This is a genomic window from Acinetobacter kookii, from assembly GCF_900096895.1.
Taxonomy (GTDB): Bacteria; Pseudomonadota; Gammaproteobacteria; order Pseudomonadales; family Moraxellaceae; genus Acinetobacter; species Acinetobacter kookii.
In genome coordinates this window covers 111,745-132,586 of sequence record NZ_FMYO01000006.1, presented here as the reverse complement: position 1 = coordinate 132,586, position 20,842 = coordinate 111,745, and the positions used below count along the sequence as shown (strand labels likewise).

Annotated in this window: 23 protein-coding genes and 2 tRNA genes; 12 read left to right on the top strand and 13 right to left on the bottom strand. The window is 42.6% G+C overall.

The window, feature by feature from the left end; genetic code table 11:
• Nucleotides 1-60: 60 nt before the first annotated feature.
• The 3 genes from BLP85_RS10155 to BLP85_RS10145 all read right to left on the bottom strand — a co-directional run bounded on the left by BLP85_RS10155 (nucleotide 61) and on the right by BLP85_RS10145 (nucleotide 1,270).
• Nucleotides 61-297: a hypothetical protein gene (locus BLP85_RS10155; protein ID WP_228143286.1), complete on the bottom strand. Its 237-nt coding sequence runs from the start codon at nucleotides 295-297 to the stop codon at nucleotides 61-63.
• Nucleotides 298-475: 178 nt separating this feature from the next.
• On the bottom strand, nucleotides 476-805 hold the full coding sequence (locus tag BLP85_RS10150) for a thioredoxin family protein (RefSeq protein ID WP_092819970.1): 330 nt from the start codon (nucleotides 803-805) through the stop codon (nucleotides 476-478).
• Between the two features lie 24 nt (nucleotides 806-829).
• Nucleotides 830-1,270, bottom strand: a complete 441-nt coding sequence (locus tag BLP85_RS10145; protein WP_092819969.1) for an N-acetyltransferase — start codon at nucleotides 1,268-1,270, stop codon at nucleotides 830-832.
• 131 nt (nucleotides 1,271-1,401) lie between these two features.
• On the opposite strand from BLP85_RS10145, the gene BLP85_RS10140 reads away from it, so the two are divergent.
• The 3 genes from BLP85_RS10140 (at nucleotide 1,402) to BLP85_RS10130 (ending at nucleotide 3,876) form a co-directional block, all read left to right on the top strand.
• Nucleotides 1,402-2,394 (top strand): NAD(P)H-quinone oxidoreductase, encoded by a 993-nt coding sequence (locus BLP85_RS10140; protein ID WP_092819968.1) that lies wholly within the window; start codon nucleotides 1,402-1,404, stop codon nucleotides 2,392-2,394.
• A 241-nt stretch (nucleotides 2,395-2,635) separates the two neighbouring features.
• On the top strand, nucleotides 2,636-2,833 hold the full coding sequence (locus BLP85_RS10135; protein WP_092819967.1) for a hypothetical protein: 198 nt from the start codon (nucleotides 2,636-2,638) through the stop codon (nucleotides 2,831-2,833).
• A gap of 137 nt (nucleotides 2,834-2,970) precedes the next feature.
• Nucleotides 2,971-3,876, top strand: coding sequence for a helix-turn-helix transcriptional regulator (locus BLP85_RS10130; protein ID WP_092819966.1), 906 nt, complete (start codon nucleotides 2,971-2,973; stop codon nucleotides 3,874-3,876).
• 111 nt (nucleotides 3,877-3,987) lie between these two features.
• Here BLP85_RS10130 and BLP85_RS10125 read toward each other — a convergent pair.
• Both BLP85_RS10125 and BLP85_RS10120 read right to left on the bottom strand, forming a co-directional pair.
• Nucleotides 3,988-4,073: transfer RNA gene (locus BLP85_RS10125), tRNA-Leu, on the bottom strand.
• A 10-nt stretch (nucleotides 4,074-4,083) separates the two neighbouring features.
• Nucleotides 4,084-4,157, bottom strand: a tRNA-Cys gene (locus BLP85_RS10120).
• Nucleotides 4,158-4,310: 153 nt separating this feature from the next.
• Between BLP85_RS10120 and folD the strand changes: the two genes are divergently transcribed.
• Together folD and BLP85_RS10110 are read left to right on the top strand one after the other, a co-directional pair.
• Entirely contained in the window at nucleotides 4,311-5,159 is an 849-nt protein-coding gene (gene folD, locus BLP85_RS10115) for a bifunctional methylenetetrahydrofolate dehydrogenase/methenyltetrahydrofolate cyclohydrolase FolD (RefSeq protein WP_092819965.1), read from the top strand.
• Nucleotides 5,160-5,403: 244 nt separating this feature from the next.
• A complete protein-coding gene (locus BLP85_RS10110) occupies nucleotides 5,404-6,072 on the top strand; it encodes a class I SAM-dependent methyltransferase (protein ID WP_092819964.1) in 669 nt (222 codons plus the stop codon).
• A gap of 32 nt (nucleotides 6,073-6,104) precedes the next feature.
• Here the strand turns inward: BLP85_RS10110 and BLP85_RS10105 are convergent, their stop codons facing one another.
• Together BLP85_RS10105 and BLP85_RS10100 are read right to left on the bottom strand one after the other, a co-directional pair.
• A complete protein-coding gene (locus BLP85_RS10105) occupies nucleotides 6,105-6,533 on the bottom strand; it encodes a hypothetical protein (protein ID WP_092819963.1) in 429 nt (142 codons plus the stop codon).
• A 350-nt stretch (nucleotides 6,534-6,883) separates the two neighbouring features.
• Nucleotides 6,884-8,191 (bottom strand): MFS transporter, encoded by a 1,308-nt coding sequence (locus BLP85_RS10100; protein ID WP_092819962.1) that lies wholly within the window; start codon nucleotides 8,189-8,191, stop codon nucleotides 6,884-6,886.
• 303 nt (nucleotides 8,192-8,494) lie between these two features.
• On the opposite strand from BLP85_RS10100, the gene glpD reads away from it, so the two are divergent.
• Nucleotides 8,495-10,015, top strand: coding sequence for a glycerol-3-phosphate dehydrogenase (glpD, locus tag BLP85_RS10095; protein WP_092819961.1), 1,521 nt, complete (start codon nucleotides 8,495-8,497; stop codon nucleotides 10,013-10,015).
• Between the two features lie 90 nt (nucleotides 10,016-10,105).
• Here glpD and BLP85_RS10090 read toward each other — a convergent pair whose 3' ends face one another.
• Nucleotides 10,106-10,471 carry a hypothetical protein gene (locus tag BLP85_RS10090; RefSeq protein ID WP_092819960.1) on the bottom strand — a complete coding sequence of 122 codons (366 nt, stop codon included), beginning with the start codon at nucleotides 10,469-10,471 and terminating at the stop codon, nucleotides 10,106-10,108.
• Between the two features lie 103 nt (nucleotides 10,472-10,574).
• Entirely contained in the window at nucleotides 10,575-12,407 is a 1,833-nt protein-coding gene (locus BLP85_RS10085) for a phosphoenolpyruvate carboxykinase (GTP) (protein WP_092819959.1), read from the bottom strand.
• A 417-nt stretch (nucleotides 12,408-12,824) separates the two neighbouring features.
• Here BLP85_RS10085 and BLP85_RS10080 point away from each other — a divergent pair, with 417 nt between their 5' ends.
• The 4 genes from BLP85_RS10080 to groL all read left to right on the top strand — a co-directional run bounded on the left by BLP85_RS10080 (nucleotide 12,825) and on the right by groL (nucleotide 16,695).
• Nucleotides 12,825-13,763 carry a diacylglycerol/lipid kinase family protein gene (locus tag BLP85_RS10080; RefSeq protein WP_092819958.1) on the top strand — a complete coding sequence of 313 codons (939 nt, stop codon included), beginning with the start codon at nucleotides 12,825-12,827 and terminating at the stop codon, nucleotides 13,761-13,763.
• Nucleotides 13,744-14,517, top strand: coding sequence for a metallophosphoesterase family protein (locus BLP85_RS10075; RefSeq protein WP_092819957.1), 774 nt, complete (start codon nucleotides 13,744-13,746; stop codon nucleotides 14,515-14,517). The genes BLP85_RS10080 and BLP85_RS10075 overlap by 20 nt, the downstream gene beginning before the upstream one ends.
• Nucleotides 14,518-14,699: 182 nt before the next feature.
• Nucleotides 14,700-14,990 carry a co-chaperone GroES gene (locus tag BLP85_RS10070; protein ID WP_016167026.1) on the top strand — a complete coding sequence of 97 codons (291 nt, stop codon included), beginning with the start codon at nucleotides 14,700-14,702 and terminating at the stop codon, nucleotides 14,988-14,990.
• Between the two features lie 70 nt (nucleotides 14,991-15,060).
• Nucleotides 15,061-16,695 (top strand): chaperonin GroEL, encoded by a 1,635-nt coding sequence (gene groL / locus BLP85_RS10065; RefSeq protein ID WP_092819956.1) that lies wholly within the window; start codon nucleotides 15,061-15,063, stop codon nucleotides 16,693-16,695.
• Nucleotides 16,696-16,998: 303 nt separating this feature from the next.
• On the opposite strand, the gene BLP85_RS10060 is transcribed toward groL, so the two are convergent.
• Entirely contained in the window at nucleotides 16,999-17,493 is a 495-nt protein-coding gene (locus BLP85_RS10060; RefSeq protein ID WP_228143285.1) for a copper resistance protein NlpE, read from the bottom strand.
• Nucleotides 17,494-17,792: 299 nt separating this feature from the next.
• Between BLP85_RS10060 and BLP85_RS10055 the strand changes: the two genes are divergently transcribed.
• Complete coding sequence (locus BLP85_RS10055) at nucleotides 17,793-18,380, top strand: 1-acyl-sn-glycerol-3-phosphate acyltransferase (protein WP_092819954.1); 588 nt, start codon at nucleotides 17,793-17,795, stop codon at nucleotides 18,378-18,380.
• A gap of 118 nt (nucleotides 18,381-18,498) precedes the next feature.
• Here the strand turns inward: BLP85_RS10055 and BLP85_RS10050 are convergent, their stop codons facing one another.
• A complete protein-coding gene (locus tag BLP85_RS10050; protein ID WP_092819953.1) occupies nucleotides 18,499-18,828 on the bottom strand; it encodes a hypothetical protein in 330 nt (109 codons plus the stop codon).
• A 189-nt stretch (nucleotides 18,829-19,017) separates the two neighbouring features.
• Nucleotides 19,018-19,752, bottom strand: coding sequence for a sulfite exporter TauE/SafE family protein (locus tag BLP85_RS10045; protein ID WP_092819952.1), 735 nt, complete (start codon nucleotides 19,750-19,752; stop codon nucleotides 19,018-19,020).
• Between the two features lie 242 nt (nucleotides 19,753-19,994).
• Between BLP85_RS10045 and BLP85_RS10040 the strand changes: the two genes are divergently transcribed.
• Entirely contained in the window at nucleotides 19,995-20,201 is a 207-nt protein-coding gene (locus tag BLP85_RS10040; protein WP_092819951.1) for a hypothetical protein, read from the top strand.
• Between the two features lie 80 nt (nucleotides 20,202-20,281).
• On the opposite strand, the gene rsmD is transcribed toward BLP85_RS10040, so the two are convergent.
• Entirely contained in the window at nucleotides 20,282-20,839 is a 558-nt protein-coding gene (gene rsmD, locus BLP85_RS10035; protein ID WP_092819950.1) for a 16S rRNA (guanine(966)-N(2))-methyltransferase RsmD, read from the bottom strand.
• Nucleotides 20,840-20,842 lie beyond the last annotated feature (3 nt).

Here is a 20,842-nt window from a genome sequence, read left to right as displayed (position 1 = left end):
GGTTTGATTTAAAAACTGTCAAAACCATGGAATATAAGAGACGGGATGAATATATAAGATTTAGCCCCGTTTTTTTATCAGCCAGATCACTAAGCGGGTCAACATAAGCAGTACGGCAAAATAGATCTGAAAGACGGCTGCAAAGATCATGATCCAGCCGCTATTCTCAGGTGTTTTTCTTGCATCAAGCTCAATGACAAATACCAAAATTGCAACTACAACTTCAAAAGCAATCACAGTTTTAAATAGCCAGGCCCAAGGAAAACGCAACAACCATGTCAGGAAAATAATGCCCAAACAAGGGAACAGGCAAAATAGGAAAATGACTTTTAAATCCATAATAATTGAGTATTTTTTATTGTCGGTGTGGGTCTTACAATATATTGAATAATAATAGAAATAAAGTAAGATTTACTGAAATGACGCTACAATATTCAATTGAGTATTTTTATTGATCAGCAAAGATAATTTTATATTAGTCCATTAAATCAACAATACTTTTCATTTCATTCAAACTTTTCACCCCTGCAATCCGTTGAATGATTTGTCCATTTTTAAAAATCAGTGTAGAAGGCAAACCATAAACGTTATAGCGCAAGGTCAGAATCGGGGATTGATCGACATTGATCTTACCGAATTTGATCTCGGGTTTGACTTCAGCATAATGAGCGGCCAGCTGTTCAAAGACAGGGAAGTTCTGTACACAGGGTTTGCACCAGTCGGCATAGAAACGGATGACTGCCAGGCCTTCAAACCATTCAAAGTCACTATAATTATCTTCATTGTATGCAATGACGGCTGACATCAATTTGTCCTTATCTTTTCCAAATTAAGGCTTGGACCAAGTCATACTCAATTCTGCATGACCGGTGTTTTTATCTAGGGCTTGGCTGATGATTTTAAAACCCTGCTGCCGATAAAAATTGACCGCTGCGGTATTTTCAGCATAAACATTTAAATGCAATTCATCACATTGCTGTTTTAAAAAATCAATTAAACATTTGCCATATCCAGAACCTTGCTGATGAGGTGCAATAAAAAGTGCAGCCAACACCGCCTCAGATCTTAATAAAGACGCAAAACCCAGCACTGTTTGATTTTCTTTAATGACAAAATTTTCGGCCAAAGGTAGATAAAGATCACGCATCGGAATCAGCTGCTTTTCCCAGTAAGCAGCAGGAATAAAATCATGCGCCTGCAAGGAAGCATTGAGCCAGATGCCTAAGATAGCATCCATATCCTGCATTTTAGCTTTTTGAATGGTTGCCATGTGCTATCTCATATTATTTTGCTGAATAGTGAGAGGATTATACATAAGTCCACGGTTATTCATTCCCAGCTATTTCTATGTTCAAATAGGGCGGTAAATTTAAAAAGCAATGAATAGATCAGGAATAAACTATGTCACAAGCGACGATGCAACAAGTCATTATCACAGAACCGGGCGGCGTGGATAAACTCGCTTACGAAACTGTTGCAGTACCTGAAGCTAAAGCAGATGAAGTCTTGGTAAAAGTACATGCCTTTGGTATTAACCGTCCTGACATTTTGCAGCGCCAGGGTTTATATCCAATGCCTAAAGGGGTAACGCCTGTACCGGGTCTGGAAGTGGCCGGTGAAGTGGTGGCCGTGGGTAGTGGTGTTAGCCAGTTTAAGGTTGGCGATAAGGTTTGCGGCCTGACCAATGGCGGCGGTTATGCGGAATATTGTGTGGTGCCTGAAAGCCAAACCTTGGCAATTCCTGAAGGCGTGAGCTTTACTCAGGCAGCGGCGATTCCTGAAACTTTCTTTACCGTATGGGCCAACGTGTTCCAGATGGGTAAAGCCAAAGCAGGGGAAACGGTACTGGTGCATGGTGGAACCAGCGGAATTGGAACCACTGCTTTAATGCTGTGTAAATCACTCGGCATCAAAACTTTTGCCACTGTAGGGACCGATGAAAAAGTTGCGGCCATTTCAGATTTAACCCATGCCATCAATTATAAGACTCAAGACTTCGAGCAAGTCATTAATGAAGTTACAGAGAATGGCGGTGTCGATGTGATTCTGGATATGGTCGGTGCGCCATATCTGGAGAAAAACCTGAATCTGCTGCGTCGTGACGGTCGTCTGGTCTATATCGCTTTCTTGGGTGGGGCCAAAGCCAAAGAGGTCAAACTCGGTCAAATCATGATGAAACGCCTGACCATTACCGGTTCAACCATGCGTGCACGTAATACTGCTGAAAAGGCTGAAATTGCTCAAGGCTTAAAAGAGCAGGTTGCTCCGCTGTGGGCAAAAGGAGAATGCTTGCCAATGATCTATAAAACTTTCAAGTTTGACCAGATTCAGGATGCACATGCGGTGATGGATACCGGTGAGCATGTCGGTAAAGTTGTGGTGGAAATCATCTAACGATTCCAGCTTTAAATAAAATAAAAGCCAACAGATGTTGGCTTTTATTTTGCATGTAATAAAAAATGATAACTAATTTAAATTAATGAATAGAAAAAAGGTCATAAATTTTAAAAAATGGTAAAAAAGGTCGATTAATTGACACAACCTGTCAGAACCAGGAGGTAAATTAAGTTTTAAGATAATCCGACTAAATTGATTGGTTTTAATTGAAGCGTCATGTAATAAAAGGAAGAATATTATGAAAATAGTCTCAGCTCCTTATACATCTGAACATGGCTTACGTGCCTTGAAAAGATTGCATAAAGCCATTATTTGCAATCAGGTATTGCCTTCTAATCTGCATCAGTTTTATAAAGCCATGCTACATCTGGAGCGTTATGTCGAACGCCTGAATGGTAAAGGCAAAAAAAGCCGTCGGATACGTTCGATTCAATAACTTTTAAAGCCGCCATATTAGCCTTAAGTCGGAGAAAATACTCAGAAACACGTTTTTAATTGACGCTATAATTTTTTCATAATTGAATAATTTTACGCATTTTAAGCGTTGTGCTGCAAAGCACAAAGAGGGGTTTTATGAAGGGTCATCCTTCAACACATGAGCGTCTTGCAGAACGTTTGGCCCGTATACTGACAAAGCTTAATGTAGGGCATCAACTGAGCGTGCATGAATTGGCGCTTGAGTTTCGGGTCAGTAGCCGAACCATAGAGCGTGATTTTGATCGTTTAAATTCTTATCTTCCACTTATTCAAGACACTAAAACCAAAAAATTTTACCTGGATTCTTCCTATTTTGGGCGCTTTAAATTACAGGATATCCAAAATTTTGCCCAGCTGTCTGGCATTCAGAATCTTTATCCCTCTTTAGATATCTCCTTTTTAAGGGAACTGTTCGACAATCGGTCCAATCCGGTTTTTTCTGCCAAAGGCTACAATTTTGAAGACAATACCCAGTATGCTGAACATTTCAAGGTGCTCACTGCAAGTATTCAAAAAAGACAACAAATCGCTTTGCTTTACAGAGGCCAAATACGGGTTGTAAAACCCTATCGATTAATTCATCACATGGGCAACTGGTATTTGGCGGCTGTACGCAAGCAGGAACTGCGCGTTTACCGTCTGGGGCGTATTGAGAAAATTATCTGTAGCCATCGGCTTTCAGCGTTTGAACATGATCAGACTATCTTGCAGCAATTGGAAGATGATGAAGGCATCTGGTTTCAGTACGAAAAACAGGAAGTAGTTTTATCTGTGCACCCAGAGGCTTCGATTTATTTTAAGCAACGCCGGATTTTTCCAGAACAAGCGATTCTAGATGAATCGGAAACAGAAGGGCTGTTGATGAGTTGTCAAATTCGGCATCAGAAAGAATTGAACCCGCTGGTACGTTACTGGATTCCTTATGTGAAAATAATAAAGCCAGCACATTTGCAGCAAGAGCTGGAAGCTAGCCTGCAGGGTTATTTACAGAATCATCATTAACAAAGAAATGAAAGAGCGTGAAATAAGAGAGGGGTCTGGAAGAAATTTCAGGCATAAAAAAACCAGCTGGTCGCTGGATTCTTTATTTACACCATCTTAGTAGGCTAAGAATGGTGCCCGAGGCCAGACTCGAACTGGCACGCTTTGTGGGCGGGGGATTTTAAATCCCCTGTGTCTACCGATTTCACCACTCGGGCTTAACAAGATTGGAGGCGGAGGTCGGAATCGAACCGGCGTACACGGAGTTGCAGTCCGCTGCATGACCACTCTGCCACCCCGCCATCTCTTGTTGCTGCGTATATTATCAAGCCCTGAAAAAAAAACAATAGTAGATTTATGCAGATGTGCAGAAAAGCAGCATATAACGGAAAATATTTAAAATATTCATGTAGAATGTGCGAAATTGATTCATATCAACATTTGGGAGAAGTGCCGTGGCATTAGTATTAGATGGTCGTGCATTGGCAAAGCAAATTGAGGCTGATTTGTTAACTCGCGTAGAAGCGTTAAAAGCAAAATCAGGTCGTACTCCAATCCTTGCGACTATTTTGGTGGGTGATGATGGTGCATCTGCAACTTACGTTCGTATGAAAGGTAATGCCTGCCGCCGTGTTGGTATGGATTCACTCAAAGTTGAGCTTCCAAAGGAAACCACAACTGAACAGTTGCTTGCGGAAATTGAAAAATTAAACGCGAACCCAGATGTTCACGGTATTCTGTTACAGCATCCGGTACCTGCGCAAATTGATGAGCGTGCATGTTTTGATGCCATTTCACTGGCGAAAGACGTAGACGGTGTAACTTGCCTGGGCTATGGCCGTATGGCAATGGGTGAAGCGGCTTATGGTTCTGCAACGCCTGCAGGCATCATGACCATTCTGAAAGAAAACAACGTTGAAATTGCAGGTAAGCATGCCGTTGTTGTTGGCCGTTCTGCAATTTTGGGTAAACCGATGGCTGCAATGCTGCTTGAAGCAAATGCAACAGTCACGATTTGCCATTCACGTACCCAAGACCTTGCAAGCTTTGTAAAACAGGCAGACATCATTGTTGGTGCGGTAGGTAAAGCTGAATTGATTCAAAAAGACTGGATCAAACCAGGTGCAGTGGTTGTAGATGCCGGTTTCCACCCACGTGATGGCGGTGGTGTCGGTGACATTCAACTGGTTGGGATCGAAGAAATCGCTTCTGCTTATACACCAGTTCCGGGTGGTGTAGGTCCAATGACCATTACCACTTTGATTCGTCAAACGGTTGAAGCTGCTGAGAAGGCTTTGGGTTAATAAATTGACTTCTCCCTGACCCTCTCTTGCGCTTCGATTTAAAAGCAATCCTTTAAATCTTGCTCAGGAGAGGGGAAATTCATTGTAAAAATAATGGATACTCCTTCTCTTGCGCCGTATACGGCTCAGGGAGAAGGTTGGGATGAGGGAAGAAGTCTCAGGAATTTAGACCTCTCCATAACCCTCTCCTAAAAGGAGGCGGAATATCTTCAAATTTTTTCAAATTAAAACGAATAAAAATCCAATGAGCTGTACTTTTCAATTTCCAAAAGCCCCAGAACATCTTATTCAAGCTTTGCATGAAGTAATTCCGAACTGTGAACTGCTTGCCCAGCAATTGCCTGAAACCCCCATTTCTTTATGGCTCATTCCACCTGTATTTCCAACTGACAGACTTGATGACGAAGTGATTCGCCGGATCTGGAATGATACGCCGTACTGGATATTCTGCTGGGCTTCTGGACTTGCTATGGCGCAGTGGCTTCTTGCTGAACCGCATCATGTCAAAGACAAGGTGGTTCTGGATTTTGGTGCAGGGTCGGGCGTGGTGGCGATTGCAGCGAAAATGGCAGGCGCGAAGCGGGTAATCTGCTGTGATATTGATCAGGTTAGTCTGGATGCCTGTCGCGCCAATGCAGAACTGAATGATGTCGAGCTTGAATATCTGGATGATCTGTATAAAGCAGAACAAGTCGATATCTTGCTTGCAGCAGATGTGCTGTATGACCAATGTAACCGCTTTTTCCTGGATGAATTCCTGAAATTTGCACCCGAGGTATGGGTGGCAGACAGTCGGGTGAAAAACTTTAGTCATCCAAACTATCAAAAGCTGGATGAGCGCAGTGCGACCACCTGGCCGGACCTGGATGAAGCAAAGGAATTTCGTAATGTCAGTTTTTATAAGACGCTATAAACAGCGTCTTATTTTTATCTAGCCTGTAAATTTTAAGAGCAGGTATAACGCACCACACTTAAGGTACTTGGACGCGCCTCCAACGACTGGCGAGTCGCCATATTTTCACTGTTATATAGATCTGGGGTGTTGCTGAGACTGATGCTGGTGCGACTTTGACCCAGTTGACGGCCATAGTGTGGTGTTTGTATTTCCGGATTGGCAATTTCACTAATGCTCAGGATCGTTAATTTATATTGTTTATTTAGACCTAATACTTTTTGACAGGCACGTTGTAATTTCTGTTCATCAACTTTCTGGTTTTGACGAATAGCCAGAGTATAAGCCAAGGTTGCACTATCCGTAGACTTGCTTTCAATCTGATAGCCGACATTACCGTTGTATTGGCGCGGAGTGCTTTGACAGGCAGCCAGTCCAAGCGCAATCAAACCCAAACCCAACAATTTATAGCTCTTGTTCATCTTCAAAAGTTCCCGGCGTTATTATTCTATTCAGTATGCCATAAGCCCGATTTTTTAACGATCTTACCGTGCTTATATCTCATAAAAAAGCTTTCCAAATGTGACCATTCCTGGCTTAGAAGTGGATGATTCAACCGGGTTAAATCGAATTAATTATCACTTGTCTGACACTGCATACTGGGGAGTAGCCATATGAATATAAAGATTGTGGCAAAGTTCATTTCTGTCCACTTGAGTTGAGAGAATATTTTTTGAGCTTTTATTGCACATGCACTACTTATTTTATTTAAGCGTACAGATAAATCAAAAAAGCCTTTCAATAAAGAAAGGCTTTTTTGATTGGTTTTGGATTAATGTTCCTTAATTTCGGAATGGTGTTTGGTATCTTTCATAAAGATATAAACCAGCAACGAGATAAAAATTAAAATCGTGACATAAATAAAGAACCAGGACTCATGTCCGGCTTCCTTAAAACTTAAGGCAAAAAATTCGGCCGTGCCGCCAAACAGGGTATTGGCGAGGGCATAGGGCAGTGCAACGCCCAAGGCACGGATATGGGCGGGGAACAATTCGGCTTTGACGACTGCATTAATGGAGGTATAGCCAGTTACAATAACCAGACCTGCCAGGCAGAGCCAAAATGCTGCCCAGTAGTCATGCGTCTGACCTAGACGATCAAATATAAAATAGGTAAATAAAACGCCTAAGACCCCAAAAGCAATCATGAGCGGTTTACGTCCAATTTTATCTGACAAAGCACCGGCTAAAGGTTGTATACACATGAAAATGAACAGCGCCAGAGTCGTAATTTGTGTGGCTGCAGGTTTGCTAAATCCGGAAGTATTCACCAAGTATTTTTGCAAGTAGGTGGTATAGCTATAAAAAGCAACCGTACCTCCAGCGGTTAAAAATAAAACCGTAAAGGCTTGTTTAGGATAATGTTTAAATAAAGCAAACATGCCAGATTCAGGCTGAGTTTTATCTTTTTGAGCATTTTTAAAAGATTGCGTTTCAAGCAATCCACGACGGATATAGAACACCACAATGGCGAGACAAGCTCCAATAAAGAAGGGAATACGCCAGCCCCAGTCATGCAGCTGTTCTTCAGTGAGGACGAACTGCAAAATCAGCAATACGCAGAGTGCAGTCAGCTGACCGGCAATCAGGGTCACATACTGAAAGCTTGAGAAAAAGCCGCGCCGGTTTCTTTCAGCCATTTCACTTAAATAGGTGGCGCTGGCGCCGTATTCACCACCGACACTTAAGCCCTGGATGAGCCGGGCAACTACTAAAATAATAGGCGCGAATATGCCAATTTGATCATGGGTTGGGGAAACAGCAATCATCAGAGAGCCAATACACATCAAGGTCACAGAAAGGGTAAGCCCGGATTTGCGTCCTTTTTTATCCGAGTAAATACCCATAATCCAGGCACCAATCGGTCGCATTAAAAAGCCGACTGCGAAAATGGCGGCTGCCTGAAGTAATTGTGCTGTCTGGCTGCCTTTGGGGAAGAAGACATGGGCAAAATATAAGGTAAAAGCAGCATAGACATACCAGTCATACCATTCCACCAGGTTGCCTGCCGAACCGCCAAGAATGGATTTGACCCGTGTTTTGGTGTCTAAATTTACTTGAGAAACGTTTTGTTCAATCATCTGCACAAGTCCATTTTGCTATTGTTTTTTTGATGTTAAACCCATTATTAAAGTGGAATAAGCCTATGATTCTTTCAGTTTTGTATGAGAAATGTGCAAAATTTACAGTGTAAAAAGAAAGTATATAAATAAGCAGTGGGATCAAGTTTTGGGGGAGTTGATAAAAATAAACACGCTGTCCATTTTGTCTTCATGGAAGTGAACGACAATTATTCGGTGTCCTTTCACTTTAAATAGTGTTAAGTTTCTTGGAACAACAGAAAATTTAAGTTTACTGTTCGAACAGGACTAGAGGAGGTGGACATGCAAGTGAGTCATCCGGTCTATGATGTAGCGGTGATTGGTGGTGGCATCAATGGCGTGGGTATTGCGGTTGATGCTGCAGGACGCGGTTTATCCGTTTTTTTATGTGAAAAGGACGATCTCGCCAGCCATACTTCCTCTGCGAGCAGTAAACTGATCCATGGCGGTTTGCGTTATCTTGAATATAAAGAATTCCGCCTGGTACATGAAGCTTTGCTGGAACGGGAAATTCTGCTAGCCAAAGCGCCCCATATTATTCGCCCCTTGCGTTTTGTCATGCCGCATCAACCGCATTTACGTCCTGCATGGCTGATACGGACCGGTTTATTTATTTATGATCATTTGGGCAAGCGGAAAAAATTAGCCGCTTCCCGGCATATTCATTTTGATCCAGCCAGCAGTCCTCTGAAAGATGAAATGACGCAGGGTTTTGAATATTCGGATTGTGCTGTGGATGATGCGCGCCTGGTGGTTTTAAATGCCATGCAGGCCCATGAGCTGGGCGCCAAAATTGCCACACAAACCCGTTGTAGCGCTGCTTACCGTGAAAATGGCGTGTGGAACATCCATCTGGAACATGCGCAGGGCAGTTATCAGGTGCAGGCAAAAGCCCTGGTTAACGCTACTGGGCCTTGGGTGCTCCAGTTTATTGAACACAATTTACAACAGCAATCGCCACATGGTTTACGTCTTGTCCAAGGCAGTCATATTATCGTGCCTAGAATTTATGAAGGCGATAAAGCGTTCATTCTGCAAAATGATGATCACCGTATTGTATTTGCCATTCCTTATCTGGAGCAATACACCTTAATTGGTACCACAGATCATGAATATCAGGGCAACCTGGATCAGGTCAAAATCACCTCGCAGGAGGTGGACTATTTGCTGAATGTTTATAATGATCATTTTAAACATCAGCTGACGGTTGAGGATATTTTATATACCTATTCAGGTGTGCGCTCTTTGTGTGATGACGAGTCAGATAATCCATCGGCGATTACCCGAGATTACACTTTGGCGATATCGCCTACGCAGGAAAATGATGCACCCTTGCTTTCAGTCTTTGGTGGCAAGCTCACAACCTATCGAAAACTGGCAGAGTCGGCAATGGCGCATTTGGCACCCACATTCCCGGACATGAATAAATCCTGGACCGAGACGGCATGTTTGCCGGGTGCGGAAAACCTGGTTTCGGTGGAGCTGTTAATGCAGCAGCTTATGCAAGGTATTGATCAGGTTTCTTTGTCATTGGCTTCGCGCTGGGCACATGCTTATGGTTCACGGGTGTGGAATTTTTTAAAGGATATTTCAACGACAAGTGAACTGGGTGAAGATTTTGGTCATGGACTGTTTGCTAGAGAGGTTGACTATCTGGTCGATCAGGAATGGGCAAGAACCAGTGAAGATATTTTATGGCGCAGAACCAAACTCGGCTTTCAATTTAGTGCTGATGAAATACAGCAATTAGATCAATATCTTTTAAAGTTGCTGCTGAAAAGATCAAGCGATACGGCTGCTTAAACCGGTCAATAAAAAAGACCGCCTGAGCGGTCTTTTGGGTGCAGCAAGTTGTAGTTTTATCTTGACTGAAGTCCCAGCTCTGGGCTGTACTTAAATTTCAACGCCGCCGAGTTCTTTACAATTTACTGGCGTATTCCATTTCACTGCAGTTCCCCAAACCACTGGACGTACAATACGCCAAGGCCAGAAACCGAATCTCTGGCTGGCATTGTAATTAATGACCACATTGCCACCGACTTGATGGGCACGTTCTGCAAAACGTGAATACAGCTCTTCTACGCTGCCATAAGTACCTTTAGCCACTTTAATGCGCTTTTTGATCTGAAACTGGCTAGAGTCTGGCGTACCTTTGATTGCACAAACGTGTAAGGCCGGTTGTTCTGCAGTTTCAGATTTTGCCATCACCAAAGTAGACAGGCCAAGCAGGCAAGCGCTAAGAGTAAGCATTTTTAACATGAATTTTCCCCTTTTATGGTTGTTGTTAAGTTATAAAGTCTTGTTATTAAACAAACAGTTGAAAAAAAGACCGCACGTGCGGCCTTTTTTCATTATCTACTGATTAAGCAGATTTTTTTACAGCTTCTAAAAGCTCGTTTTGACGTGCTTTAAGTGCAGCTGGTAAGCGCTCACCAAGTTTGTTGAACAATTCAGTGTGGCTTTCAAGTTCTTTGATCCATTGATCTTTGTCTTGAGAGGTGACAAGCTCGAACTGTTCTTTAGTGAAGTCAGAACCAGTCCAGTTCAGCTGTTCGTAAGTTGGAACGCGACCGATTGGTGTGTCAACTGCTGTTGCACGACCTTCACAACGGTCAATAATCCACTCAAGAACACGCATGTTTTGACCGAAGCCAGGCCATACGAAGTTGCCTTCAGCATCACGACGGAACCAGTTCACGTTGTAGATACCAGGCAGCTTGTTGCCGGCAGCTGCAGCTTTCTCGCCAACTTTTTCACCCATTTCTAACCAGTGAGCGAAGTAGTCAGCCATGTTGTAACCTGCGAATGGAAGCATTGCGAATGGATCGCGACGTACCACCCCTTGTTGGCCTACAGCAGCAGCAGTTGTTTCAGAACCCATGGTTGCAGCTTTATATACGCCATCAACCCAGTCGAACGCTTCAGAAACTAAAGGCACTGTATCTGCACGGCGACCACCGAAGATGAACGCAGAAATTGGAACACCTGCCGGATTTTCCCAGTCAGCATCAATAGAAGGACATTGACCCGCAGCAACGGTGAAACGAGCATTTGGATGTGCTGCTTTCTCTGCGCCAGTGTGTGGTTGACCTTTCCAGTTGGTCAGGTTAGCAGGAGCTTCTTTAGTCAGACCTTCCCACCATACTTCACCGTTGTCAGTTACAGCAACGTTGGTATAGATAACATCTTTCGCTAATGTCGCCATACAGTTCGGGTTGGTCTTGGTATTTGTACCAGGCGCTACACCGAAGAAACCAGCTTCAGGGTTGATGGCATATAAGCGACCGTCTTCACCCGGTTTAATCCAGGCAATATCATCACCTACAGTTTCAATTTTCCAGCCTTCGTAACCTGCTGGTGGAATCAACATTGCAAAGTTGGTTTTACCACAAGCAGAAGGGAATGCAGCAGCGATGTAATGTTTTTCGCCTTGTGGATTGGTCACGCCAAGGATCAGCATGTGTTCAGCTAACCAGCCTTGTTGACGGCCCATCGAAGAAGCGATACGTAAAGCCAGGCATTTTTTACCAAGCAATGCGTTACCGCCGTAGCCAGAACCGAATGACCAGATTTCACGGGTTTCTGGGTAATGCACGATGTATTTTTCTGGGTTGCATGGCCAAGCAACGTCTTTTTGACCTTCTTCAAGCGGCGCGCCAACAGTGTGTACACATGGAACGAATTCGCCATCAGTACCCAGTACTTCATAAACCGCTTTACCCATACGAGCCATTTTGGCCATGCTGACTGCAACGTAAGGAGAGTCAGTGATTTCAATACCGATGTGGGCAATATGAGAACCTAAAGGACCCATAGAGAAAGGAACCACGTACATAGTACGGCCTTTCATTGAACCGTCAAACAAACCGTTCAGGCGAGCGCGCATTTCGGCAGGCGCTTCCCAGTTGTTTGTCGCACCTGCGTCTTCTTTTTTTTCTGAACAGATAAATGTGCGACCTTCAACACGAGCAACGTCAGAAGGATCAGAATTTGCCAAGTAAGAACCAGGATGTTTTTCTTGGTTCAGCGCTTGCATAGTGCCGTTAGCGATCATCAAGTCAATAAGACGTTGATATTCTTCTGCGCTACCGTCACACCATTCAATTTTTGCCGGTTTTGTTAATTTAGCAATCTCTTCCACCCATGCAATAAGCTTAGGGTGACGAACGAATTCTGGTGCGTTCACTTGGGTCATGGTGAGGCCTATCTCAAATATGTACGATTCAAATGTACAAAGTACAATCCGGACAATGGGATACATCGCCCGGAAGAAAATATAAAAAAAAAGTGGCTGTATTAAAGCATAAAATCGTGAAAAAAATAAGACTAAAGAAGTAGCTGAAATAGATTGGAATATTATATGTTTCTATTTTTATGTAATAAAAAACAATAGGTTATGATGTAGTGTGTTTATTAATTAATCCATTTATTAACTTTATGGGTATAATTTATTTAAATTATGTTTTTTAAAAACAATTACTTAATTGGGTTATTTGGGTGGCAATTGTTATTGATTTAATAAATGGTGGTAATTCGAATTTTACATAAAGATGCTTTCAATTGTCGATAATTTGGACAAAATTAGAGCAATTACTTCAAAGAAGTATGGAAAATGTCAGTTTCTGCCAAGCCTTTATCGCTTATCTATAATGAAAAATCGGGATTTCATGCAGCCAATAAAGATGAAATCTATGAACAGCTTATGACAAATTTAACAGCCTATGGCTATGAAATCCAGGCTTTTGAAATCAGTGCAGAAGCAGATTTTAACAGTTTTATGGACAAAATAATCGAACGTCATCAACAGGCTGAAGAAATTGGTGTTGTAGTGGCTGCGGGTGGGGACGGCACACTCAATACGGTGGCAACCAGACTGATCGGTACCGAGATTCCCATGGGAGTTTTTCCTCTGGGAACCTTTAATTATGTTGCCCGTCTACTGCATATTCCGCTGGATCTGCTCAAAGCGGCCGATGTTATAGCGACCGGGAAGATCCGTGAAGTCCATGTGGCGCAAATCAATGATCATATCTATTTGAACAACGCCAGTTTGGGGCTTTATCCTTTATTTATACAAAGGCGTGAACTCTATAACCGGAGTTTTGGGCGTTTTGCTCTACATGCCTATACTTCAGCGCTGGATGTGCTGATTCGTGATCGCAAAGAGCTGAAACTTGAAGTGGAAATTGACGGTAAAAAATATCCCGTCAAAACGCCGCTGATTTTTTTTGGTAATAATCAGCTGCAACTTGCAGAGATGAATTTACGCATTGCCAAATGTGCTGAATTGGGAAAGGTCGTGGGGGTGATAGTGGCGAAAAGCGATAAACCCACCTTGTTTAAAATCTTATGGCAATTGATCCGCGGCAAGCTTGATCATACGCCCGAGGTATATAGCTTTTCCGCCGACAAGGTGCAAATACATTCCAAAGCCAAGAAACTGACCCTGGCACTGGATGGTGAAATCGTGGAAATGCAGCCCCCGCTTCAGATTTCCGTACGCAAGCATGCATTGAAAATAATGGTTCCTTATGATTCTACATCTGTCTGATTTGCATTTTGGTACGGAAAAACCGGCCTGTATGGCAGCAATTCGCCTATTTTGTCAGCAACATCCTTTAGAGGCTGTGGTGGTCAGTGGGGATTTAACCCAGCGCGCCCGTTACAAGCAGTTTTATGACTGCAAACAGTTTGTGGAAAGTTTAAATCTGCCTTACCTGGTGGTGCCGGGTAATCATGATATTCCTTTGTACCATGTCTGGAACCGGATATTCAGTCCTTTTACCCGTTATAAAATTTTCTTTGGCCATATGGAAACGGTACTGGAAACCAAGCATTTTTATCTCATTGGCGTGAATAGTATTCGGCGGCGCTATCACACCCGCGGGCATATTTCCCTGGAGCAAATTCAGAAAATTGATCAAAGACTTATGATGGCTCCCAGGCATAAAATCAAACTGATTGTTGCGCACCAGCCATTTTATACGCCTCCGGATAATCCGCATGGCATCAAGGACTGTCCAATGCTGGGGCGTATGGCTTTAGAATCGTGGAGTCAAAGTGGCTTAAATGGCCTGTTGCATGGTCATCTGCATCAGTCGGCTGTATATGACCTGAACCAGATTTACCATTTGGGGGCAGACCATTCGGTGCTGGACATTCATGCCGGAACTGCAATTTCCTACCGTTTGCATCGTGGTTTGCCCAACAGTTTGAATCTGATTTATTCCAATGGCGATGTGGAGCATTATTATTTTAACAATCAGCAAAAAGAATTTGTATTAAAAGAAGAAAATGCCGATTAAATGAAGAAATATCAGATTTGAATAAAAAAAATACAAAAAACAGCAATTTTTTTTTGTTTGCCCCTTGAAGCGTTTTTTTCCATCCCCACAAAAGTGTCATCGAAATTATTTGATGATGACCGATGGAATAACAAAGTCATCATTACTTCACTAATAAAAGACTTAGTCTGATGGAGTTTCCAATGAGCAACATTCGTCCATTACATGATCGCGTAGTTATTCGTCGTGTTGAAGAAGAAACTAAAACTGCTGGCGGTATTTTGCTTCCAGGTTCTGCTGCTGAAAAACCGGCTCAAGGTGAAATCATTGCAGTAGGCAATGGCCAGATTACTGACAACGGTGTACGTGCTTTAGATGTAAAAGTTGGCGACAAAGTATTGTTTGGTACTTATGCAGGTACAACGGTAAAAGTACAAGGCGAAGAACTTCTTATTATGAAAGAGTCTGACATTTTAGCTGTGCTTGAAGGTTAATCCTGAGCCGGAAAATTCAGACCTGATTATTTATTCAGCTTATTGAAAATTAAAATATTTGGAGTAAACCATGTCAGCTAAAGACGTAAAATTTGGTGATTCAGCTCGCGCTAAAATGATTGCAGGTGTAAACGTACTTGCAGATGCGGTAAAAGTGACTTTAGGTCCTAAAGGCCGTAACGTTGTGATCGACCGTTCTTTTGGTGCACCACACATCACTAAAGATGGTGTAACTGTAGCGAAAGAAATTTCACTGGCAGACAAATTTGAGAACATGGGTGCGCAACTGGTTCGTGAAGTATCTTCAAAAACTAATGACATCGCAGGTGACGGTACTACAACTGCAACTGTATTGGCTCAAGCAATCCTGAACGAAGGGATCAAGTCGGTGACTGCGGGTATGAACCCGATGGACTTGAAACGCGGTATCGACCTTGCAGTAAAAGCTGTAGTTGAAAACATTAAAGCTACTGCAAAACCTGCTTCTGATACTAAAGCCATTGAACAAGTGGGTTCAATCTCTGCTAACTCTGATGAAACAGTGGGTAAACTGATTGCACAAGCTATGGAACGCGTGGGCAAAGAAGGTGTGATCACGGTTGAAGAAGGTTCAGGTTTCGAAGACGCTTTAGACGTAGTTGAAGGTATGCAGTTTGACCGCGGTTATATCAGCCCGTACTTCGCCAACAAACAAGATACGTTAACAGCTGAACTTGAAAATCCGTTCATTCTTCTTGTAGACAAAAAAATCAGCAACATCCGCGAATTGATTACAGTACTCGAAGCTGTTGCTAAAACTGGCAAGCCGCTTCTTATCATTGCTGAAGATGTTGAAGGTGAAGCGTTGGCAACTCTAGTTGTGAACAACATGCGTGGCATCATTAAAGTATGTGCGGTGAAAGCACCAGGTTTCGGTGACCGTCGTAAAGCAATGCTGCAAGATATCGCAATCTTGACTGGTGCGACTGTGATCTCTGAAGAAGTGGGCATGTCTTTAGAGCAAGCGACACTTCAAGACTTGGGTACTGCACATAAAATCACGGTTTCTAAAGAAAACACCGTGATTGTGGATGGTGCTGGCGATGCGAACCAGATTGCTGAACGTGTTCAACAAATCCGCGCGCAAATTGAAGAATCGACTTCTGAATATGACAAAGAAAAACTTCAAGAACGTGTAGCTAAATTAGCTGGCGGTGTTGCAGTCATCAAAATTGGTGCAGCAACTGAAGTTGAAATGAAAGAGAAAAAAGACCGTGTAGACGATGCGCTTCATGCAACTCGCGCTGCGGTTGAAGAAGGTGTAGTTGCTGGTGGTGGTGTTGCACTGGTACGTGCTGCTAAAGCACTTGAAGGTGTGACAGGCGGTAATGATGACCAGAATGTAGGTATCAATATTTTACGCCGTGCAATTGAAGCACCACTTCGTCAAATCGTAGCGAATGCGGGCGACGAACCATCTGTAGTCATCAATGCTGTGAAAAATGGCGAAGGCAACTTCGGTTATAATGCTGCAACTGGTGAATATGGCGATATGCTTGAGATGGGTATTCTTGACCCTGCAAAAGTAACCCGTTCTGCACTTGAACATGCTGCATCTGTAGCTGCTTTAATGCTAACCACTGAATGCATGATCACAGATATCCCTGAAGATAAACCTGCTATGCCTGATATGGGCGGCATGGGTGGAATGGGCGGTATGATGTAATTCATACTGATCATTTGATCTTAAAAAATCCCCGCAAAAGCGGGGATTTTTTATTCACTTTCTATTCAACTGATGAATAAAAGTTCGAGTTCATCCTGATCATATACGTCAAAGCTGAAATTTCTTAAACCATCAACAAAAGCCAGGTATTCTGATATATCTATCTGTAGTTATAGATGCGGATTGAGTCATGAATGTCATTCCATCGCGTATAAGTTTCTGATTCTCTATCTTCATTTGCATATTTGTCGTTTTCAATTTTCAAGCTTTTTAAGTGCCTAAAGACAAAGGTTCAAATAGAAATTATTTAAGATCTTTTTGTAATTTATAATTCATTTTGGAATCAATGACTTTTCCAGACTTTATATCACGTGCTTCAACAAAGTTTTCACCGACAAAAAATTTACGATTTTCTCCCGCTTGGTCCAGGTTAATCATGGAGGGTTGATTTGCATCAAAGCTAAACCTTCCTTTTACCTTGAATTCATTGTCTTTTCCTTTACCCAAATATTCCTGGGTCAATTCATAGGTTTTATCTGCCTTTAATTCCAGTTCGGTTTCAATACCTTCGCAGTCGGCGCAGGGTAAAACCCCTTTATATTCACCAGGCCAATCCAGGGGAGTTTCTGCCGTATCGCTTATAGCTGAGGTGGGTTGAGCTGTGGTGGCGGCTGATGGGGAGGTTTGATTCATGGGCTGATCAGGTGCTGTATTGCTGTCATGAGTATCGGTTTTGGGTTTGCTGCACCCAGCTAAAGCCAGAGTCGTTAATGACAGGATGAATATTATTTTTTTCACGATATTGTCCTTTTGGCCCATAATAGCTTTAAAAAATACGTAAAAATGCAGATCAATTAAATGTTCATCTTGTTATGGCTTTGTTATATCTATTTTGTATGGATTTGAATAGACAACTTGGGTGTAAGCTTGCCAAGCTAAAATTTCGGCAAAAATAAAACGGCAACTTTACCTATTTTATTTGAACTCTAAAGTTATACATTTATATATTAATTGATTATTTATTGGCCATATTGCACTTTTATATTTCAGCCACCTTGTTAAAATCTGCGCACTTTATATAGGTGTCGGTGCGGCAAGTGTTTGAAAAATTAGCTGAACAAGGTTTAAAAATGATGGGCTGGGAAATCGATAATCATTGGCCACTTGACTTGGATCAATGTGTCATGATTGCTGCACCGCACACCAGCAACTGGGATGCCTTATATGCACGTCTGGCACTCAAGGCCTTAGGCGTCAACGTTCGTATTACCATTAAAGACAGTTATATGAAATTTCCTTTTGGTCCATTTGTACGTGCAATGGGTGGAATCGGGATTGACCGCACAGCCAAAAAAGAAGGGGAGCCACGTCCAAGCATGGTTCAAGTGATGTCGGATTTATTTAAAACCCATCCCAAACTGGTGATGCTGGTCACACCGGAAGCAACGCGTGCCAAACAGGAACAATGGAAAACCGGTTTCTACCATGTGGCGATCAATGCAGGGGTACCCATTGCATTGGCTTATATGGATTATGCCAAGAAGAAAACCGGAGTGGGTAAAATTGTTTATCCCACGGGCGACTATGAAAAAGATATGGCTGAAATTATGGCTTTTTATGCACAAATTCATGCCAAATTTCCAGAACAGTTTAGCGTGGATACACGTTATTACCCTGAAACCTAACTGAAAAACCGAGTTCATTGTCATTTTTAAGCGAAGCCAAGAGATGCAGATAGAAAATCTTGGCTCGCTGCATATGCTGGCTCAGCAAGTATGGGGTTTGACTTTTGCTTAAAAAAAATTATTGATTTTGTGCCGGACTAATTCCGCCTAAATGCTGGCAAGCTTCCTGATAAATATAATATTGTTCCTCAATCACTTCCGTTAAGGGCAGATTAAATAAATCCTCTCCATCTTTATAGCTCTGGATATAAGATTGGGCTTTCTGGCGGCTAGAGGCAAGTGTCTGTTCATGATAAGAGGTAATCGAACTATGCGCCATTTGTGCACTTTCAATTTTATTGCACTGAAAATCTGCAAGCATTTTTTCTGCATGTTTAAGCTCGCGAGAAGTGCCGAGAGAGCAGCCAGAGAGTAGAATTATTCCTGCTAATAAAATCAAGGTTCTCATTTCTAGGAAAATTGATGGTGGGATTAAGTTATTGTATAAAGTTTTCCTGCCGATAAATTTGATCTGTCCGACTGATTGGGCATTTTTTGTTTAAATGAGATTTATGAGGCTTTTGATCAGTTGTTATGGATCAATAGGCCTGCAATATCTCAACATATGTAAGTGATTTGTGTAAACCAGAAATCAACCTTACAGCAGGGTATTGAAAATCAGGAAGCCACCGGAAGCAAATAAAAGGCTTAAAACTGTATGCTTAAATTGGGTTTCCGAAATTTTATAAAATAATTTTGCCCCTAGAATGGCGGGAAAACTGACGCTGATCAGCAAAATTGCCATATAAGGCCAGAGCTGGATGACAAGCGTGCCTTGTAGTAAATAGGCCAGTAGCGTAAACAGCTGAATGCCAAAATTAAAGTGTCGTAAAACGTAACGCTGTTGCTGTTTGGATAGATTTTTCAGCATGACCCAGGCAGATGGCAATGAACCGCAAAAACCGCCTAAACCACCCAAAATTCCGCCGAGAAATCCTATCAGGCTATCTGCCAGTTTTCCCGACTGTTGCAGCCGTGGAAATGCCGGACTGAAAAACATCACTGGGCACCACAACAGCAAAAAAATGCCTAAAACCACTTTAAAGGTTTCGGGCTGAATAATATGCAGCAAATAGGTGCCTAAAGGTACGCCAATCAGCCCGGCAATCAAATAAGGCAATACCAGGGTTTTGTTCAGATGTGGATGCTTCTGTTCATTGGACAATGAAATGATATGGCTCCATACCGAGGCAAAGACCACCAGGGGCGCCGCAATTTGCGGGGGGAGGACCCACACCCAGAATGACATGGCAATGAGGGCAAAGGCAAAGCCGGTCAGTCCCTGCACAAAACCTGCGACCATGGCCCCAACAATAAATAACAACCAGGTCATAGAAATAGGTACAGACGAAAAGTCAGTAGTATTCAAAACATGAACCAAAAAACCAAGCCCCTATTTAGCAGTATTTCTGCAAATCTAAGGAGAACTTTGTATAACGCCGCTTCAGCTTTCATTACAGAAATTGTTCCTGTGAATAAAAAATACATAAATGGCTACAAGAATCTAACACGCAATCCTATCGCTCTTCATCAAACCCGCTAATACTGAGAATACGCCGTAAAGAGGTGACGAAAATGATGAAAAAATTGCTCTTGCTTTCTGTATTGGCAGTGTCATTAACTGGCTGTGTCCTAGATCCTTATGATGACGATTATGATGGTCATCGAGACCGTAACGGGCACTATGACCGACACCATCATGGTGACCGGGACTGGGACAACAAAGACCGTCGGGACTGGGATCATGATAGAGATGACCGGGACTGGCGCTATGGTCGTTGATTAATCTATCACCGATCTTAAATTGACTGACTACATTTGACAAAAAGGATTCCATTCAGGAATCCTTTTTTAATTGTTAATCAGGAGGCATTTTTTTGATACAGTCCTGCACGGACAGTTCCCGCCTTGCTTTGTTTAATCTGTTGCCATGAAGCGGGGAGTTTAAGCTGGTTTAACTCGCGATCGGCCTCAACATAAATAAATGCGCGGTCTTTTATGAACGGGTCAGCAAGCCGGGCGAGTTCTTCCCATAAATCCAGACTATAAGGCGGATCTAAAAAAACCAGGTCAAAGGATTGTTTCAGGGTGGGTAAGGTTTGCTGTGCCGTGGCGACTCTCAGTTTGGCATGTTGGCTGGTCACTTTCAGCAACTGCAAATTATCTGTCAAAAAAGCAGCCTGGGTGCGATTTGGTTCAATCATGACCACCTGTGCTGCACCACGTGACAAAGCTTCAAAACTTAAGGCCCCTGAGCCAGCACAGATATCGAGAACCTGCGCATTTTGAATATCCCACATCAGCCAGTTAAACAAAGTTTCACGGACACGGTCGGGAGTAGGACGTAAGCCTTCAATACTGGCAAAAGGAAGCTGACGGCGTTTCCATTCACCGCCAATAATACGGAGTTGATTTTTCATAGA

Bases quoted from the DNA above. Each gene is read 5' to 3' on its own strand.
- BLP85_RS10085 (WP_092819959.1), bottom strand. From the start codon at position 12,407: ATGACCCAAGTGAACGCACCAGAATTCGTTCGTCACCCTAAGCTTATT.
- BLP85_RS10050 (WP_092819953.1), bottom strand. From the start codon at position 18,828: ATGAGAACCTTGATTTTATTAGCAGGAATAATTCTACTCTCTGGCTGC.
- rsmD (WP_092819950.1), bottom strand. From the start codon at position 20,839: ATGAAAAATCAACTCCGTATTATTGGCGGTGAATGGAAACGCCGTCAG.
- BLP85_RS10075 (WP_092819957.1), top strand. From the start codon at position 13,744: ATGATTCTACATCTGTCTGATTTGCATTTTGGTACGGAAAAACCGGCC.
- BLP85_RS10145 (WP_092819969.1), bottom strand. From the start codon at position 1,270: ATGGCAACCATTCAAAAAGCTAAAATGCAGGATATGGATGCTATCTTA.
- BLP85_RS10070 (WP_016167026.1), top strand. From the start codon at position 14,700: ATGAGCAACATTCGTCCATTACATGATCGCGTAGTTATTCGTCGTGTT.
- BLP85_RS10040 (WP_092819951.1), top strand. From the start codon at position 19,995: ATGATGAAAAAATTGCTCTTGCTTTCTGTATTGGCAGTGTCATTAACT.
- glpD (WP_092819961.1), top strand. From the start codon at position 8,495: ATGCAAGTGAGTCATCCGGTCTATGATGTAGCGGTGATTGGTGGTGGC.
- BLP85_RS10150 (WP_092819970.1), bottom strand. From the start codon at position 805: ATGTCAGCCGTCATTGCATACAATGAAGATAATTATAGTGACTTTGAA.
- BLP85_RS10140 (WP_092819968.1), top strand. From the start codon at position 1,402: ATGTCACAAGCGACGATGCAACAAGTCATTATCACAGAACCGGGCGGC.
- BLP85_RS10090 (WP_092819960.1), bottom strand. From the start codon at position 10,471: ATGTTAAAAATGCTTACTCTTAGCGCTTGCCTGCTTGGCCTGTCTACT.
- groL (WP_092819956.1), top strand. From the start codon at position 15,061: ATGTCAGCTAAAGACGTAAAATTTGGTGATTCAGCTCGCGCTAAAATG.
- BLP85_RS10130 (WP_092819966.1), top strand. From the start codon at position 2,971: ATGAAGGGTCATCCTTCAACACATGAGCGTCTTGCAGAACGTTTGGCC.
- BLP85_RS10135 (WP_092819967.1), top strand. From the start codon at position 2,636: ATGAAAATAGTCTCAGCTCCTTATACATCTGAACATGGCTTACGTGCC.
- BLP85_RS10045 (WP_092819952.1), bottom strand. From the start codon at position 19,752: ATGACCTGGTTGTTATTTATTGTTGGGGCCATGGTCGCAGGTTTTGTG.
- BLP85_RS10110 (WP_092819964.1), top strand. From the start codon at position 5,404: ATGAGCTGTACTTTTCAATTTCCAAAAGCCCCAGAACATCTTATTCAA.
- BLP85_RS10105 (WP_092819963.1), bottom strand. From the start codon at position 6,533: ATGAACAAGAGCTATAAATTGTTGGGTTTGGGTTTGATTGCGCTTGGA.
- BLP85_RS10080 (WP_092819958.1), top strand. From the start codon at position 12,825: ATGTCAGTTTCTGCCAAGCCTTTATCGCTTATCTATAATGAAAAATCG.
- BLP85_RS10100 (WP_092819962.1), bottom strand. From the start codon at position 8,191: ATGATTGAACAAAACGTTTCTCAAGTAAATTTAGACACCAAAACACGG.